Raw genomic sequence first — 13897 nt, forward strand, 5'->3', positions numbered from 1 at the left:
GTCCCCGATCTGTATGATGTGAGAGTTATGAACCAGCAAACAACTCGCCTGTTTCGGGCTTTTTCTCTTATCGTCTTTGTATTTCTTTCTGCTGCCTTGTCGGCTCAGGAAATCCTTACGGCCGAACGTTTTTTCAACTCGGTTTCCGATGCCTACGGAAAGGTTGATGATTATGAGGCCTTGATTACCATCAACCATGGTGATACCACAATGGAGGGGGTTTGTTATTATAAATCCCCCAATCTCCTGCGGATCAATTTTACCGAACCAAAGGATCAGACTATTGTTGTTGACGGTGAAAAGATGAGTCTCTACCTCCCGCGGCAGAATGTGGTACTTCGACAGCAGCTCAAACGTCATAGCCAGGCAACCTTGGCCTCAATGGCCAGCAGTCAGGGCTTGGCTCTGCTCAAGCGGGGATATAGTATCGCCTTTCTTGATGGTCCCGATCCTGTTCCTTTGGACGAAGGTTCCGATGTATTGGTCCGTAATCTCAACCTTCATTGGCGAAGCACCGACGAGGGGTTTCGCCAGATCATCATTTCTGTGGATGAGGACCTGCGAATTCGTCGTATGAAAGGGATTACCGCCGATTACGAATCTTTTCAGTTCGATTTTAATGCTGTTGATGTAAACCAAGGGATACCCGATGCGCGCTTTCAGTATGATGAGCCCGCTTCTGCGTATATCATTGAAAATTTTCTGTTTGAACCGGAAGAATAATAATGGAGTCGATTGGAGTCAAATTGCGGCAGACCCGTGAAGAACGGGGGTATTCGATTGAACAGGTTGCCAGGGACACCAACATTGCCCGACGATATATTGACGCCCTTGAAAATGAGGATTTTACCATATTTCCGGGAGAACCCTATATCGTCGGATTTCTCAGAAACTATGCCGATTATCTCGGCCTTGAAAGTGAAGAGTTGGTTGGGCTGTACAGAAATCTTAAGCTCCAGGAGCAGCCTGCGCCCATGGAGCAACTTCTCGACAGAAAGCGAAAGATACCTGTCTTGCCTGCGGTAATCATTCTTGTCGTTCTTGCTCTTATCGCGGCGGGTGTTTATCTTATCGGTTTTTCAGGAATGCTGGGAAAAGAAAAAAGCGGCAGTGCCGGCGATGAGGCAGCAGCTGCCAAGGCTTCCGTATCCCCTGATGAGCAGATTGAGCACTTTCCTCTGGAAGAAGAGATCCTGGAAAAGCGCTTTTCCGTCAACGATGTCGTTTTTGTCTCTCTGGAAAACGGGGATGTCCCAATTACCATAACGTCCGTCGACCAGACGGTCGAAATGCGTACGGCCGCCGGTGATCTTGAGTTCTCCATGGATGAGGATCGGCAGGTGGATATCGACGGCGATGGTGAGGCCGATCTGAGAATTTTCGTGAACGATATTCTTGTTTCCGATAAAAGTGCTGTGATTCGTTTCGACCGTTTCCTTAAACGTCCGCTGGAGGGGGGCGGTGAAGGTCTTGAAGAGACCGATTCCACTCCGGCTGTAGGGGAAAGCAGTGTCGCTTCTCGTCGTTCGGAGCCTGTTACCATTACCACGGCTTCTCGTCCAAATCCTTTTCAGGTAGAGCTTTCTTTTCGCGGTTATTGCCTTTTTCGCTATCTTTCCGATTCCTCTCAGCGTGAGGAACGTTATTTCCACAAAGACGAACTTTTCCGGATCGATGTTGATCGGGAGATTCGGCTTTGGGTTTCCAACGCGGGATTGGTCACTGCAAAGATTACCGGAAAGGAAGTGGATCTCGGTGGTGCCGGTGAGGTTTCCACCAAATTGGTCAGATGGGAGCGAAGTGACTCAGGAAATTACGAATTGAAGTTGATACCCGTCTATTGATTCTGGATGACGCATAAACGCTACTATATAGAAAAACTCGGCTGTGCCAAGAACCAGGTTGATGCCGAAATAATCGCCGCAAGGCTTGACGATGCAGGCTTGCAATACGTAGAGGATGCCGGAGCGGCAGATCTCATCATCATAAATAGCTGCGGTTTTATCGAAGTTGCACGGCAGGAGGCGGTTAATGTAGCCCTTTCCGCCCGGGCCGACTATCCGAAGGCTCGAATTCTTTTTGCCGGTTGTATGGCGCAGCGTTATGGGGCCCGACTCCTTGAAGAGATGACCGAGATCGATGGGGTTTTCGGGAATTACGCCGTCGATGACATCACGGATATTCTTGAACCGCTTTTTGAGGATAAACGGCCGGTACTCTTGCCTGAAGAGGCAAAACTTTCCTGCAACAGGAACCGGCTTTTTTCCTTTCCCGGCAGTTCTTACTTGAGAATTTCCGAAGGCTGCAATCACTTTTGTTCCTACTGTGCCATTCCCCTCATTCGCGGCTCGCTTCGTAGTGTGCCGATGGAACAGATCGTGGAAGAGGCCGCCCGGCTTATCAGGAACGGCGTGAAAGAGATCAACCTCGTGGCCCAGGATCTTGCCGCCTACGGAACGGACCAGGGGACAGCCTCCCTGTTTCCCGAGCTTCTGAGGCGCCTTTCCTCCCTGGAGGGGGAGTTCTGGCTTCGCATGCTTTACATCCATCCCGATCATTTTCCCAAAGAGATTTTCCCCATCCTGCGGGCCGATTCCCGGATCCTTCCCTATTTCGATATTCCCCTTCAACATGCGCATCCGAAGATTCTCTCGAGCATGGGGCGCCGGGGAGATGCGGCAGGCTACCTGGCCTTGATCAGGGAGATCCGTTCAGCACTTCCCGATGCCACAATACGATCCACCTTTCTTCTCGGCTACCCGGGAGAGGGGAGGAAGGAAGTCGCCGCTTTGGAGTCCTTTATCGCCGAAGCACGGCTCGACTGGGCCGGTTTCTTCCTGTTCAGCCGTGAAGAGGGTACAAGGGCTGCTTTTCTGCGCGGACCGCTGATGCATCGTCTTGCCATGCCCGCCGCAGAAAGGCGCCTTCGACGCTTTCAGGAACTTCAGGAGTCCATCAGCATGGAACGGGCCGCATCGAGGGTCGGTATCGAGACAAAGGTTTTGATTGAAGAGCCTGTTAAAGAAGAGGATGTAGCCCTCGGCCGGGCGTGGTTCCAGGCCCCTGAGGTGGATGGGGCTACGGTCGTTTCCGCTCCGGATCTTAAGGCCGGCGATTGGATGACCTGTCGAATTGTACGAAGCAACGGATTTGATCTGGAGGCTGTCTGTGTATGAGTGAAGGTGATGTTTCTGCCTACCTTGATGCTCTGAACCGGGCCCAGCGTGAGGCTGTCCTGTATGAAGGGCCTTCTCTTTTGATCCTCGCCGGTGCCGGATCGGGAAAAACCAGGGTGATCACCTCGAAAATTGCCTACATGATCGACCGACTCGGTTATGATCCCTATTCCATTCTGGCGGTTACCTTTACTAATAAGGCGGCAGGGGAGATGCGTCAGCGGGTTGCCGAAATGGTTCCCGACGGTGGTGCTAAGGTTATGATCCGCACCTTCCACTCCTTCGGTGCCTGGCTTTGCCGCAGGCATGCCAAGCTTCTGGAACTTGATCCCAATTTTACCATCTATGACGACGAAGACAGCCTTACCCTGCTTCATGCTTTGGAAGAAGGTAAGAAACGACGGGAGCTTGCCCCCTATGCCCATCTTATAAGCCGTGCCAAGGACTATGCCCTGTCTCCCGATGACGATCTTGAATCCCTTAGTCGAGATCCTGATTTTCCTCGTCTCTATCGCAGCTACGAAAAGCGGCTTCGGGAGATGGGAAATGTTGATTTTGGGGATCTCATTCTTCTTCCTGTGCGGCTTTTGCAGGATTTTCCCGAGGTACGGGATCGCTTTCACGGGCGGTTTCGGGTCATCCTTGTCGATGAATATCAGGATTCCAACGTTGCCCAGTACCATTTGCTGAGGGAATTGGCAGGACCGAACACCGCGGTCTGTGTGGTCGGCGACGATGATCAGTCTATTTATCGATTTCGGGGGGCCGAGGTAAAGAATATCGTTACCTTTCCCGATACCTTCCCGGGCACGAAAGTGATCAGGCTCGAGGAGAACTACCGCTCTACCGGTAGGATTCTCCAGGCCGCTTCGGAGGTGGTCGCCAATAATCGAAGCAGGCTGGGTAAAACCCTTCGGCCGACAAAGGGGGAAGGGGTTAAGGTTCGAGTCTGCTTTCTCTCCGATCAAAATGACGAGGCCGAGTATTGTGCAGGCTTGCTCTCCGACGGAAATCTTGACGGCACGGCCATTTTATACCGGACCAATGCCCAGTCTGCAGCCTTTGAGACCTGTTTTCTCCGTCGGGGAATTCCCTACAAGGTGGTAGGAGCCCTGCGTTTTTATGAGCGTGAAGAGATCAAGGATGCTCTTGCCCTGCTTGCCCTTCTGCAGAATCCGAAGGATGAGGTTGCCTTTCGACGTATCGTCAATAAGCCGACCAGGGGAATCGGGTCAAAGTCGGTGGGAAAGCTATGTGACCATGGAGGGCGGTTCTGCTCGGGGGATCTCCTGGCCGCCTGTGCGCAGGCGGATACCATTCTTTCCGGCAAAGGTGCCCGCGGGGCCGGAGCGTTTTTTGCCGTCATGGAGGAAATCGGACGGCTCGTCGAACACTCCGATCTTGCCCAGGCACTGCAGGAGGCCCTGAGCCTTTCCGGACTCCTTGATTATTATCGGCAGGATGAGGTTGCCATGAGCCAGAAGAGTGAAAACCTCCAGCAGCTGGTGGCGGCGGCGGCGGAATACCCCTCAGGCAGAGAGGGCTTGTCAGCCTTTCTTGAGGATCTTGAACTGGACCGTTCTCGTTTGGGGGGGCAGGACCCGTCGAATGAGAACGGGGTGACCCTTATCACCATGCACAACACAAAGGGCCTCGAATTCGACAGGGTCATCATTACGGGTATGGAGGAGGGCCTTTTCCCCGGCAGGGGGGCAGACGATGAAGACGAGCTTGAAGAAGAGCGGCGTATCTTTTATGTCAGCATTACCAGGGCACGATACGAGCTGTATCTCACCGGCTGCCGACGCCGTACCATCTGGGGGCGGACCGAAATGAGGCTACCTTCGCGATTTCTACGTGAATTACCGAAAGAGGTCATAGAAGAGGAACGCGGTTTTGAGAATCTCTCGGCCGCCTCCGGGGCCCTGTCGACCAGGGATTACTGGCTGGAGACGGCATCTTTCGGTTCCGGAAAGGAACATGGAAAAGATGTGGAGGATTACCAAGGATTTCCTCCCGAAACCATGGTATACCACGATGATTACGGCAGGGGCCAGGTGATTGCCGCCGTGATGCGGGATGGGGAACTTGTTGTGACGGTCCGTTTTGAGACTGGGAGGGAGGCTGAGTTTTTGCCTCGATATAGCGGATTGGAGAGGATCGGCGATGAGTGGTGACTTCGGATATGAGGCCCTGCCTCCTATTCGGAGGGCCAGAGACTACCGTCTTTACGATGCAGGTGGAAGGCGTTTTCTCGATATGTATCTTGACGGCGGTTCTGCCATTCTCGGACACCGCCCCGAACACATGCTTCGAAGTCTGAAGTCTTCGGCTGCAAAGGGCCTCTGGGCCTCGTTCCCCGGTAAAGACATCTCTAGGCTCAAAAAAGCAATTGCCGGGCTTTGTGCTCCGCTTTCAAGCATGACCGGCAAGCGCGGGTATAAAATTTCTCCCGCCGTCCAGCTTTTCAGAAACAGGGAGCGACTGCTTGCCTTCTGTGCATCGGCGAAGCTTGTTGATCCGATGACCCTTTCCGTTGCCGAATGTTCTTCTGCGGCAAGGGATGGTGCTCTCTTTTTATGGCGTCCCTTTGCATTCGGATTCTGGGAACGGCTGTTGGAGGATGAATCTCTCATGCTGCCGGAGCTGTTGCGGATTGTTCCCGTACTTCCTGTTCCCGGGGATTTCGCGCCCTGGGCCCTCCTTTCCTTGAGGCGCATCGAGGACACACCTTCCCGTGACTATGGCAATGAAGACCCGATTTCTGCTTCTGTTGCCGCACTTACCGCAACGGCAGTGAACGATTTGCTGCGCAAGGTGGCAGAGCCCGGATCCCCCTGGCCTTCCTTTGTCGAAGAAGCTGTCTCGTCGCTGCTTTGGCAAAGGATCGGACCCTATCTTGTCTGGAAGCTGGATAGAGATTCCTATGCTCTATTTCGTGCGTCGTCCCTGAGAAGGAGGATCGTTTTGCCTCCCTCGCCGGATGTTCCTGCGATCATCCCTTTCTCTGTTACCGAGGGTGAGGTACAATCCTTTTTGCGGATAGAGGAGGAATTCCATGGAAACCTATGAACTGGTGGCCCTCGTGGTACGGCTTTCTCTCGGTGGGGTGACGACGTTCCTTGCCATCATGCTTTGGTCTTCGACCAGGGACAGTGCCTGGATGTTGGTTATCATGGCGGCTATTCTCTTTTATGGTAACGTGATGTATCAAACCCTTAGGGTTTTCGGCGTGGTCGGTGAGGGGATTTTCCTTATTCCCGGAGTACTCCATGTATCGGTTGTCTTAGAAAATTTACCGATACTTTTTCTTGCCTTCGGATTTATCGCAGCACTGTGGAAGAAACGAAGGCGATGAGAAGGGCCGATGTCGGACATTCTTGTCCAAGACATGCCAAACGCTCTGCCGTCACCTCGTCCTCAACGGTAAGGGGTTGAGATCCGAGATATTCGGCATGGCTGCGACCGATTTTAAAATAATTGGGGAACTGATGTTCGCAAAGACCACAGGCGATGCATACATCCTTATCAATTTCTATACGATACTTCATCTTCCGTTACAAGATACAATCGGGACGTCTTGACGTAAAGCGTAATTTGGTTATTCTTGTTACAGCGGATAATTCCGGCGAAGAGAAGATGGATGAAAGAGCAGGAGGTACAGCCCCGGCCCCCTGCCTTGACAGAAATCCCGTGATATGGGATTATTCCGTCCAATTCTCCGGTAAAAACGAAATAGAGGCAGATAAATGAAGACGATCATGAAGAAAAGCGGCGACCAGGAGACAAAATGGTATGTGGTCGACGCCGAAGGCAAACGCCTTGGCCGAGTTGCCGAGAAGGTTGCTAGGGTTCTGCGTGGGAAGAACAAACCGGAATTCCTGTATCACCAGGATCTGGGTGATTATGTCATAATTCTCAATGCGGCAAAGGCCGATTTGAGTGGAAACAAGAAAAACGCGAAATTCTATTACCGGCACTCCGGTTATCCCGGCGGTCTCACAATGGAGAGCTACGAGAAGATGGTCCAGCGTAAGCCAACCTTTCCTCTGGAGCATGCGATCAAGGGAATGCTTCCCAAAGGCCCTCTCGGAAGAGAGCTTTTTCGTCACGTAAAGGTCTATGCTGGAGCGGATCATCCCCATACGGCGCAGAAGCCCGAGACCCTTGAAATCTAACGGCGATAGGAGCAAATAGGTGGTAAAGAATCTTTCATTAGGAACAGGTAGAAGGAAAACAGCGGTAGCCAGGGTTTACCTTAGAGAAGGTAGTGGAGCCGTATCCGTGAATGGAAAGAGTGTTGATGATTATTTCAATAATCCCTCTTTTGTCTATGTGGTCAGACAACCCCTTGCAGTGACCGCTAGTGAAGGTAAATTCGATATTGTTATCAATGTTAAGGGCGGTGGGCCCTCGGGGCAGGCGGGAGCGTGTCGTCATGGTCTTGCCAGAGCCCTTGTAGAATACGATGCAGGAAACCTGACTTCACTCCGGGCAAACGGTTTTCTTACCAGAGATTCCCGAATGGTGGAACGGAAGAAATACGGTCAGCGCGGAGCACGGAGAAGATTCCAGTTCTCCAAACGATAAGCGTGGTTCTTCAGAGCATACGCCAGGGAGTCGAAGGAAGAGGTGTATATCTCACCATTTCCGACGGCTCCTCTTTTTTTGTTCCGGGTGAATGTATTTTCACCCTACATCTTGTAGAAGGAATGGAAATCGGCGAAGAGTTGTTCTATGCTATTGAAGAGCAGTCTTGTATGCTTTCGGCATGGACCAAGGCCCTTGATCTTGTCGGGAGGCGGGAACACAGCGCTTTCGAACTTCGTGGAAAGCTTTCGCGTCGCGGTTTTTCCGACCAAGTGATTCATTCGGTGATATCTCGCTTGGAGGAACTCCACCTTCTCGACGATAAGCGATTTTCCGAGATGTGGGTGGGATCAAGAATACGCCGACATCCTGAAGGGAAAGCGAAGTTGCTGGCGGGGCTGGCGTCGAAAGGGGTCGATCGGACCATTGCCCGAACGGTCGTCGATACCCTTTTAGGACCTGAAGAGGAAACTGCGGCTCTTGAAGCGGCCGCCCGAAAACTGTTTCGCAAAGATGGTGTTTCGCGGAAGTCTATGGCGGCATCTCTGGCACGAAAGGGATTTTCCCGATCGAACGTTATGCGGACTGTTGAGAAGTTTTTTGGTCCTTCGGAAGGTTTGCATTGACCTTTTAGATATTTTTGTTACAATAAAGGATATTCAGAAAACGGGCGAAGGAGATATACAATCCATGGCCAAAAATGGGAAAAAAGTGAGGATCTTTTCCGCACTTGAAGTCGCCAATATTTGTGGAGTTGTGAATCAAACTGCGATAAACTGGATAAAAAGCAATCATTTGAAGGCATTCACCACGCCCGGAGGTCAATACCGAATTTATGCCGAAGATTTGCTCTCGTTTCTCGAAGGGCGAGGTATGCGAATCCCCGAAGAGCTTGAAGACCTGCAGCGCCAGAAAGATCAAGATAAAGTTCTTATAATTGATGATGATCGAGAGCTGAATGATATGCTGAAACAATTTTTTTCCCGCAAGATGCCCGATTGGCAGATTAGTCAGGCTTTTGACGGCTTTGAAGCCGGTGTCGTTTTAAGTCGGGAGAAACCCGATATCGTCATCTTGGATATCGATCTCCCGGGAGTCAACGGACACCAGCTTTGCACCAAAATTAAAAAAGATGAGAGCCTCGGTTCGCCGGTTATCATTTCCGTGAGCGGCCTGGACGATGAGGCGGAGTCAGAAAAGATTATCAGCGAGGGTGCCGACGCCTTTTTTGCCAAGCCTGTTGATTTCGGTTCCCTTCTTGCTGCCGTTCAGGATCTTGTGGCTGCCAGGGGGTAGCGTACATGCATGAGGAACGAAAAGGCCTTGTTTTAATTGTGGAGGATGAGGATTCCATACGTCTTACCCTCCGTGACTATCTTCAGAAGAAAGGTTTTAAGGTGCTGGTTGCTTCCGATGGTGTCGGCGCTATAAAGCAGCTTCTGGATCATGCCATAAAAGTTATAGTGACCGATTATCGTATGGATATTCTCGGCGGAGATTACTGGATAAAATTTCTTGATACCTATTGCAAGGATAAACGCATCTTCATCACGAGCGGATTTCTTCGACCGGAATTCAGTATCCCCTTTGAAGTGATCTACAAGCCTTTCGATTATGCGTTACTGGCGGAAAAGGTGGGAGACGCCCTCGATTCTGAATTGCAGGTTTGAATTTGGCAGCCTACCGAATTGCCGTGTCGGGACGGGTCCAGGGGGTCGGTTTTCGCTACTCGGCAAAGCTGGCCGCCGACCGTGCGCGAATCAATGGGTGGGTACGCAACGAATATGACGGAAGCGTTCTTCTTTATGCTGAAGGAAGCCTGAAGGCGTGTCAGGCGTTCATCGCGTGGTGCAAGGAAGGTCCGTCGATGGCCAGAATCGACACTGTACGCGTAAAGGAAGTTCCACCCGAAGGCATACGCGGCTTTTCCGTTCGTTATTGACGGGCCGCCGGTAAATTGAAATTGTCATACATGCCATAAAACGTAAAAAAGCTGCCCGGCGGGAACCGGACAGCTTTTTTTGTAAAACAAAGCTTTTAGGATGTTAGCGTTTGATGGAATAAAAGGCCTTCATGCCGGGATATTCGGCGACGCCTTCGAGATAATCCTCGATTCTCATAAGCTGGTTGTACTTAGCCAGTCGGTCGGTTCGGCTCAAAGAACCGGTCTTGATCTGTCCCGTCTCCAGTCCGACAACCAGATCCGCGATGAAGCTGTCTTCGGTCTCGCCCGATCGGTGAGAAACAACGGCGGTATAACCGGCCCTCTTCGCCATATCGACTGCTTCGAAGGTTTCGGTAAGGGTTCCAATCTGATTTACCTTGATGAGGATGGAGTTTGCAATGCCCTCGCTGATTCCTTTTCTCAGACGCTTGGTGTTTGTTACAAACAGGTCGTCACCCACCAGCTGTACCTTCTTGCCGATCTTGTCGGTGAGGTATTTCCAGCCTTCCCAGTCGTCTTCGGCCATGCCGTCTTCGAGGCTGATGATCGGATATTTCTCTGTCCAGCTTGCCCAGTAATCGGCCATTTCGGTACTTGAGTATTCTGCGCCGGTGGACCAGCGAAGCTTATACTTGCCGCTCTTTTCGTCGTAGAACTCGCTTGCGGCAGGATCGAGAGCAATCATGACATCTTCGCCTGGGCGGTATCCCGCTTTTTCGATGGCCTGAAGAATAAGCTCACAAGCCTCTTCATTGCTCTTCAGGTTGGGTGCGAAACCGCCCTCGTCTCCCACTGCTGTGCTGTAACCCTTGTCCTTCAGGATGGATTTGAGGTTGTGGAACACCTCGGCGATCATGCGAATGCCGCCGCGGACATTCTGGGCGCCGACGGGCATGACCATAAACTCCTGGAAGTCCACGGAGTTGTCGGCATGAGAGCCGCCGTTGAGAATGTTGGCCATGGGAACCGGAAGAACGGTTGCGTGGTAGGCTCCGAGATACTTGAAAAGAGGCACACCGAGAAAGTCGGCGGCTGCCCTTGCTACCGCCATGGATACACCCAGAATGGCGTTGGCACCAAGTTTTGCCTTGTTCTCGGTGCCGTCGAGTTCGATCATGGTGCGGTCGATATCAACCTGGTCGAGGACATCCAGTCCAACCAGCTCACCGGCAAGGGTGTCGTTGACATTTTCCACGGCCTTGAGCACGCCCTTTCCCATGAAACGGCTCTTATCGCCGTCGCGAAGTTCCACGGCCTCATGTACACCGGTCGAGGCCCCCGATGGAACAGCCGCACGTCCCATGGATCCATCTTCAAGAACGACATCAACTTCCACAGTGGGGTTACCACGGGAGTCGAGAATTTCTCTTGCTTCAATAAATTCAATAGTACTCATCATACCTCTCCTGTGCTGGTATTTCCTTCTATTTATTCAAACTATCCAATGAATAGCCAGTCAAGTCAAGGGCTGCTTGACCCCTCTTTCCGGGGAAGCTACAATAGCCGCAATGAGATACCGTCATCTGTTCGGTAAAACACTCAGAAGTACTCCTCAGGATGTAAAGAGCGAGGGGCTTTCGTTTTTGCTTCGCGGAGGTTTTATACGCCCGCTCGGGCATGGTCTTTATTCCTATCTTCCTCTTGGTATCAAGATGGTCGAAAAGCTGAGAAAGATCATCAGAGAGGAGATGGATCGTCTCGGTGGTCAGGAGGTTTCGGTACCGCTGGTAAACCCCGCCGATATTTGGAAGCGTTCGGGCCGGGAACACCTGATAGACCGCGATATGATCAGGTTCTCCGATCGGAGCGGACGCCGCTATGTCCTTTCTCCCAGCCACGAAGAGGCTTTTGTCGAATTGGCTCGCTACGGGCTCCGATCGTATCGGGATTTTCCCGTTCTTCTTTTTCAGTTCCAAAGGAAATTCCGGGATGAGGAACGGGTGCGTCAGGGGCTTGTTCGGCTGAAAGAGTTTGAAATGAAGGATGCCTACTCCTTTCATCGCAGCGCTACGGCCCTCAATAATTTTTTTCCGAAGATGTTTGCCGCCTACGAGCGGATTTTTTCTCGCTGCGGCCTTGATATTCTCACGGCGGAATCCGGAGTCGGATATATGCGGGGAGAAAAGGCCTATGAGTTCCTGCTTCCCAGCGACTTGGGCGACGATGTCGTCATGAGCTGCCCGGTTTGCGGATATCGGGCCAATCGCCATGTTGCACGGGGGAGGAAACAGTACAGCCAGGGGGTGCCGGGGCGGATGGAGGAGGTTCCCACTCCCGGCATCCAAACCATCGACGGGGTTTCCGAATTCCTCGGTGTACAGAATTCTTCACTCATGAAGTCTATTGTCTATCGTACTCCCGATGGCTATGCCATGGCGGTTGTTCGCGGCGACTACGACATCAGCGAGGAAAAGCTTTCCGCCTATCTTGGCAAACCCCTGATCGCCTTTGCCGGGCCCTCCGAACTTACCTCCCTCGGTCTGGTTCCCGGTTGTCTTGGTCCCCTCTCCGCTCCCTCTACGTTGCCCGTTGTCGTCGACGACAGTGTGGCAGGCTCGGTGAATCTCATCACCGGAGGGGGAAAACCCGATACCCATATTCTGAACTGCAATTTCGGCCGTGATTTCGAGAGCGAGCACGTTGTCGATATCGCCATGATAAGGAAATCGGATCGATGCATTCAATGCGGGACTCCGCTCGAAGCGGTTAGGGCCATCGAACTGGGGAATATCTTCAAGCTTGGAGATTTCTATGCGAAGGGAATGGAGCTTGTATTTAGAGAGGAGAACGGTAAGAGGCTCTATCCCCACATGGGTTCTTACGGAATCGGTATCGACAGGCTTCTCGGCGCTATTGCCGAAACGAAAAGAGACGCCCGTGGGCTGCTTTGGCCGCCTTCTCTGGCCCCTTACCGCTTTTTCCTGATGGGGATCGGCAAGGGAGAATCCGTAAGGAGGGAAGTGGAGCAACTCTATGCATCGATAAGTGAGGATACGCTTATCGACGACCGGAGCGAATCTCCCGGTGTTAAGTTCAAAGATTCGGAATTGATGGGAATTCCCTGGCGGATCGTAATCAGTGCTTCCACTCTGGAAGATGGACGGGCCGAACTCTACGATAGAAGAGCGGATAGGCGGAGGCTTGTGCCTCTTGCAGATATTCGTTCGGTGGTCAGGGCGCTCCGGGAGGAGTCGTGATGGGCCATCGGGTCATCCTTTCATCCGAGGTGGTGGATCAGATCATTTTTGCCATGGAAAACCAGGAAGAGAGCTTTCTTTTTCATATGGAGAAGCTTGAGGTAGTTCCTGCTGCGGGTTTTGAAACGGAGGATGAGGGTGAATCCCTATCCGAAAAACTGGTTTCCATACCGCGTTGGTCGTCTGCCGACGGCTTTCGGCTCATGGAAAAATTCGTTTCGAGCCTGAATAACCCCATGTATCGGGAGGAACTTAGTCGTGCCCTTGCCGGAGGAAAGGGGGTCTTTCGGCGGTTTAAGGATATTCTCAAGAATCATGGTCCGCTTGAGAAGTTGTGGTACTCCTTCAAAGAACATGAGATGCGGCAAACGGTGCGGGATTGGTTTCACAGGAATGAAGAGGCCCGAGACCTTGCCTCTCTTGGTCCGGAACCGGAAGAGACCGGCGAGCTTGTGCTTAGTGATTTCCCGCTTGAGGTACAGACCCTCCCGGAGCCGGTGGAAGAGGAGCTGGTGGAATATTGTTTTCAGAGGCTTTTTCCGGAGTCCGAGGAACTTCTCTTTCGCAGTTTTGTCGAGGAGTGCATGCTTGTGCTGGAAAACGGAGACGAGGTGGTAATGGTCTCCGCCGCCGCCCCTGACGGTGGTCGTGCCGGTTTTGCTCTTATGGCTGGATTCAATGCCGAAGAAGGGTTTGTGTTTCGTCTGCCTCTGCTCTTCGTGGATCCCCGTTTTCGGGGACTTGGCCTTGCAAAGCTATTGATAGAACAGGTACGGGAAGAGGCTGCCGCAAGAGAGGCTGCTGGTTTGCTGCTGGATGTCCCTGGTAATGGCGCGGTTTTGCTTCCTTTTCTGGAAGAGGCCGGCTTTAGCACTGTTCGGCGAAGTTGTTTTGTGAATTTACGCTTACAATAGTAATTACCATTGCCTACTGTGCTTGTCAAAGGCCAATATCTGTTTTAGTCTATAGAGCAAGTTTTTTTTTATAAG

Annotated in this window: 16 protein-coding genes; 14 read left to right on the plus strand and 2 right to left on the minus strand. The window is 52.0% G+C overall.

The window, feature by feature from the left end:
• Positions 1 to 27 precede the first annotated feature (27 nt).
• Genes F459_RS0106480 through F459_RS0106505 form a run of 6 tightly spaced genes read left to right on the plus strand, consistent with a single transcriptional unit; the run spans position 28 to position 6534 of the window.
• Positions 28 to 723 (plus strand): LolA family protein, encoded by a 696-nt coding sequence (locus tag F459_RS0106480; RefSeq protein ID WP_020611928.1) that lies wholly within the window; start codon positions 28 to 30, stop codon positions 721 to 723.
• A gap of 2 nt (positions 724 to 725) precedes the next feature.
• Positions 726 to 1844, plus strand: a complete 1119-nt coding sequence (locus tag F459_RS0106485) for a helix-turn-helix domain-containing protein (protein WP_020611929.1) — start codon at positions 726 to 728, stop codon at positions 1842 to 1844.
• A gap of 6 nt (positions 1845 to 1850) precedes the next feature.
• On the plus strand, positions 1851 to 3176 hold the full coding sequence (gene rimO / locus F459_RS0106490) for a 30S ribosomal protein S12 methylthiotransferase RimO (RefSeq protein ID WP_020611930.1): 1326 nt from the start codon (positions 1851 to 1853) through the stop codon (positions 3174 to 3176).
• Positions 3173 to 5353, plus strand: a complete 2181-nt coding sequence (locus F459_RS0106495; protein WP_020611931.1) for an ATP-dependent helicase — start codon at positions 3173 to 3175, stop codon at positions 5351 to 5353. Before rimO ends, F459_RS0106495 begins: the two co-directional genes overlap by 4 nt.
• Positions 5343 to 6248: a hypothetical protein gene (locus tag F459_RS0106500; protein WP_020611932.1), complete on the plus strand. Its 906-nt coding sequence runs from the start codon at positions 5343 to 5345 to the stop codon at positions 6246 to 6248. Before F459_RS0106495 ends, F459_RS0106500 begins: the two co-directional genes overlap by 11 nt.
• On the plus strand, positions 6235 to 6534 hold the full coding sequence (locus tag F459_RS0106505; protein ID WP_020611933.1) for a hypothetical protein: 300 nt from the start codon (positions 6235 to 6237) through the stop codon (positions 6532 to 6534). The genes F459_RS0106500 and F459_RS0106505 overlap by 14 nt, the downstream gene beginning before the upstream one ends.
• On the opposite strand, the gene F459_RS23550 is transcribed toward F459_RS0106505, so the two are convergent.
• Positions 6500 to 6727: a ferredoxin gene (locus F459_RS23550; RefSeq protein WP_081623715.1), complete on the minus strand. Its 228-nt coding sequence runs from the start codon at positions 6725 to 6727 to the stop codon at positions 6500 to 6502. The two genes, F459_RS0106505 and F459_RS23550, sit on opposite strands and share 35 nt — an antisense overlap.
• 198 nt (positions 6728 to 6925) lie before the next feature.
• On the opposite strand from F459_RS23550, the gene rplM reads away from it, so the two are divergent.
• The 6 genes from rplM to F459_RS0106545 all read left to right on the plus strand — a co-directional run bounded on the left by rplM (position 6926) and on the right by F459_RS0106545 (position 9708).
• A complete protein-coding gene (rplM, locus tag F459_RS0106520) occupies positions 6926 to 7354 on the plus strand; it encodes a 50S ribosomal protein L13 (RefSeq protein WP_020611936.1) in 429 nt (142 codons plus the stop codon).
• A gap of 19 nt (positions 7355 to 7373) precedes the next feature.
• Positions 7374 to 7766, plus strand: a complete 393-nt coding sequence (gene rpsI / locus F459_RS0106525; RefSeq protein ID WP_020611937.1) for a 30S ribosomal protein S9 — start codon at positions 7374 to 7376, stop codon at positions 7764 to 7766.
• 2 nt (positions 7767 to 7768) lie between these two features.
• The gene (locus F459_RS0106530; RefSeq protein WP_020611938.1) at positions 7769 to 8392 is read left to right on the plus strand and encodes a regulatory protein RecX; all 624 of its coding nucleotides are present in this window, start codon (positions 7769 to 7771) and stop codon (positions 8390 to 8392) included.
• 64 nt (positions 8393 to 8456) lie between these two features.
• Entirely contained in the window at positions 8457 to 9062 is a 606-nt protein-coding gene (locus F459_RS0106535) for a response regulator (protein ID WP_033301346.1), read from the plus strand.
• A 5-nt stretch (positions 9063 to 9067) separates the two neighbouring features.
• Positions 9068 to 9436: a response regulator gene (locus tag F459_RS0106540; RefSeq protein WP_013256294.1), complete on the plus strand. Its 369-nt coding sequence runs from the start codon at positions 9068 to 9070 to the stop codon at positions 9434 to 9436.
• Positions 9437 to 9438: 2 nt separating this feature from the next.
• Entirely contained in the window at positions 9439 to 9708 is a 270-nt protein-coding gene (locus F459_RS0106545; RefSeq protein ID WP_245540103.1) for an acylphosphatase, read from the plus strand.
• A 103-nt stretch (positions 9709 to 9811) separates the two neighbouring features.
• Here the strand turns inward: F459_RS0106545 and eno are convergent, their stop codons facing one another.
• Positions 9812 to 11107 (minus strand): phosphopyruvate hydratase, encoded by a 1296-nt coding sequence (gene eno, locus F459_RS0106550; RefSeq protein WP_013256292.1) that lies wholly within the window; start codon positions 11105 to 11107, stop codon positions 9812 to 9814.
• Between the two features lie 112 nt (positions 11108 to 11219).
• Between eno and proS the strand changes: the two genes are divergently transcribed.
• Together proS and F459_RS0106560 are read left to right on the plus strand one after the other, a co-directional pair.
• Complete coding sequence (gene proS, locus F459_RS0106555; RefSeq protein WP_020611941.1) at positions 11220 to 12908, plus strand: proline--tRNA ligase; 1689 nt, start codon at positions 11220 to 11222, stop codon at positions 12906 to 12908.
• Positions 12908 to 13822, plus strand: coding sequence for a GNAT family N-acetyltransferase (locus F459_RS0106560; protein ID WP_020611942.1), 915 nt, complete (start codon positions 12908 to 12910; stop codon positions 13820 to 13822). The genes proS and F459_RS0106560 overlap by 1 nt, the downstream gene beginning before the upstream one ends.
• The last annotated feature ends 75 nt before the right edge of the window (positions 13823 to 13897 follow it).

It is taken from the genome of Sediminispirochaeta bajacaliforniensis DSM 16054 (assembly GCF_000378205.1).
Taxonomy (GTDB): domain Bacteria; phylum Spirochaetota; class Spirochaetia; order DSM-16054; family Sediminispirochaetaceae; genus Sediminispirochaeta; species Sediminispirochaeta bajacaliforniensis.

Excerpts from the sequence above, each read along its gene's own strand:
- proS (WP_020611941.1), top strand. The coding sequence starts at position 11,220 with ATGAGATACCGTCATCTGTTCGGTAAAACACTCAGAAGTACTCCTCAG.
- F459_RS0106560 (WP_020611942.1), top strand. The coding sequence starts at position 12,908 with ATGGGCCATCGGGTCATCCTTTCATCCGAGGTGGTGGATCAGATCATT.
- F459_RS23550 (WP_081623715.1), bottom strand. The coding sequence starts at position 6,727 with ATGAAGTATCGTATAGAAATTGATAAGGATGTATGCATCGCCTGTGGT.
- F459_RS0106495 (WP_020611931.1), top strand. The coding sequence starts at position 3,173 with ATGAGTGAAGGTGATGTTTCTGCCTACCTTGATGCTCTGAACCGGGCC.
- F459_RS0106500 (WP_020611932.1), top strand. The coding sequence starts at position 5,343 with ATGAGTGGTGACTTCGGATATGAGGCCCTGCCTCCTATTCGGAGGGCC.
- F459_RS0106480 (WP_020611928.1), top strand. The coding sequence starts at position 28 with ATGAACCAGCAAACAACTCGCCTGTTTCGGGCTTTTTCTCTTATCGTC.
- rimO (WP_020611930.1), top strand. The coding sequence starts at position 1,851 with ATGACGCATAAACGCTACTATATAGAAAAACTCGGCTGTGCCAAGAAC.
- F459_RS0106505 (WP_020611933.1), top strand. The coding sequence starts at position 6,235 with ATGGAAACCTATGAACTGGTGGCCCTCGTGGTACGGCTTTCTCTCGGT.
- rplM (WP_020611936.1), top strand. The coding sequence starts at position 6,926 with ATGAAGACGATCATGAAGAAAAGCGGCGACCAGGAGACAAAATGGTAT.
- F459_RS0106485 (WP_020611929.1), top strand. The coding sequence starts at position 726 with ATGGAGTCGATTGGAGTCAAATTGCGGCAGACCCGTGAAGAACGGGGG.
- F459_RS0106535 (WP_033301346.1), top strand. The coding sequence starts at position 8,457 with ATGGCCAAAAATGGGAAAAAAGTGAGGATCTTTTCCGCACTTGAAGTC.
- F459_RS0106540 (WP_013256294.1), top strand. The coding sequence starts at position 9,068 with ATGCATGAGGAACGAAAAGGCCTTGTTTTAATTGTGGAGGATGAGGAT.
- eno (WP_013256292.1), bottom strand. The coding sequence starts at position 11,107 with ATGAGTACTATTGAATTTATTGAAGCAAGAGAAATTCTCGACTCCCGT.